Origin of the sequence: Moorena sp. SIO4A1 (assembly GCF_010672065.1) — a bacterium.
Classification (GTDB): domain Bacteria; phylum Cyanobacteriota; class Cyanobacteriia; order Cyanobacteriales; family Coleofasciculaceae; genus Moorena.
In genome coordinates this window covers 1-1,000 of record NZ_JAAHHX010001103.1, presented here as the reverse complement: position 1 = coordinate 1,000, position 1,000 = coordinate 1, and the positions used below count along the sequence as shown (strand labels likewise).

Sequence of the window (1,000 nt, the reverse complement as noted above, 5' to 3'; positions counted from 1 at the left end):
AAATGATCTCAGCCGCGCCTTCATTAACCTACTTGACAACAGTTGCTATGCGGTTCAAGCGAAACAGCAATCTTATCAGTCAGATCAAGATCAGGTGGACGAAGCCTTTACCCCGACATTGCGGGTCAAAACCCAAAATCTGGAGCAGATGGTAGAAATCCGCATCAGTGACAATGGCATAGGGATACCACCGGAGATTAAAGATAAAATTTTCCATCCTTTCTTTACCACTAAACCAACTGGAGAAGGAACAGGATTAGGATTATCAATGACCCATGATATCATCGTCGGTCAGCATGGAGGAACCTTGAAGCTGGAAACTGAAGTGGGAGCATATAGTGAATTTATTATCACTTTACCGAAACCAGCCCAGTAGAGCTGATCATTTCTAACTTGAGTATCTCGAACCTGCTTGATCAGGGAAATTACCATCGTGGTCAAGCTACTACCTTTTCCCATAGGTTTTCCCAGTGGTAGGCAATTAATTGAGATTGAAAATTGCTACTTAGGCTATTAATTAACTAAACATATCCTTAAAAAAGTCTGTTATTCCCTCTTCCTTATAATCCTTAAATTCACCAGCATCAAACCATATACCATAGCATACCGGGCATTTTTAATACCGAATATGGGTCTGTTTTATATCAACCATTTTGGTCAGTTTTGTCTCGCATTTTGGGCAATTGATATCTCTAATTTCATTAAAATTACTCCCTGTTTTTGGGTTACCTGTATCTATAATCTCAGATCTTTTTATCTCCTTCAACAGTTGAGCTTCCATGGAATCAAACCAGATGCCTTTACAGCTGCTGCAGCGGTCTACAGGAATATTTGAATACACAACTGCTTCTAAGGTTCCTTCACATTTAGGGCATTTCAGCTGGGTCATTTGGCTAAACCATCTCTAGGATTTACATATTATACTCGCTCCTTGGAAATAATTAAAGTTGACTGTTCAGACCAGGGAACTCCGGATCGGGGATCGGGTATCTTGGAACAG

The 1,000-nt window shown here is 40.4% G+C and carries 2 protein-coding genes and 1 pseudogene; 1 reads left to right on the top strand and 2 read right to left on the bottom strand.

Translation table 11 applies throughout. The features are described from left to right. Positions 1–376, top strand: a 376-nt coding sequence (locus F6K53_RS45600; protein ID WP_293087873.1) for an ATP-binding protein, incomplete at its 5' end; no start/stop codon positions are given. 141 nt (positions 377–517) lie between these two features. On the opposite strand, the pseudogene F6K53_RS45595 reads toward F6K53_RS45600, so the two are convergent. After that, a pseudogene (locus F6K53_RS45595) lies at positions 518–613 on the bottom strand (zf-TFIIB domain-containing protein); the annotation flags it as partial. 3 nt (positions 614–616) lie between these two features. Continuing rightward, the gene (locus tag F6K53_RS45590; RefSeq protein ID WP_293087870.1) at positions 617–889 is read right to left on the bottom strand and encodes a zf-TFIIB domain-containing protein; all 273 of its coding nucleotides are present in this window, start codon (positions 887–889) and stop codon (positions 617–619) included. Positions 890–1,000: the final 111 nt, after the last annotated feature.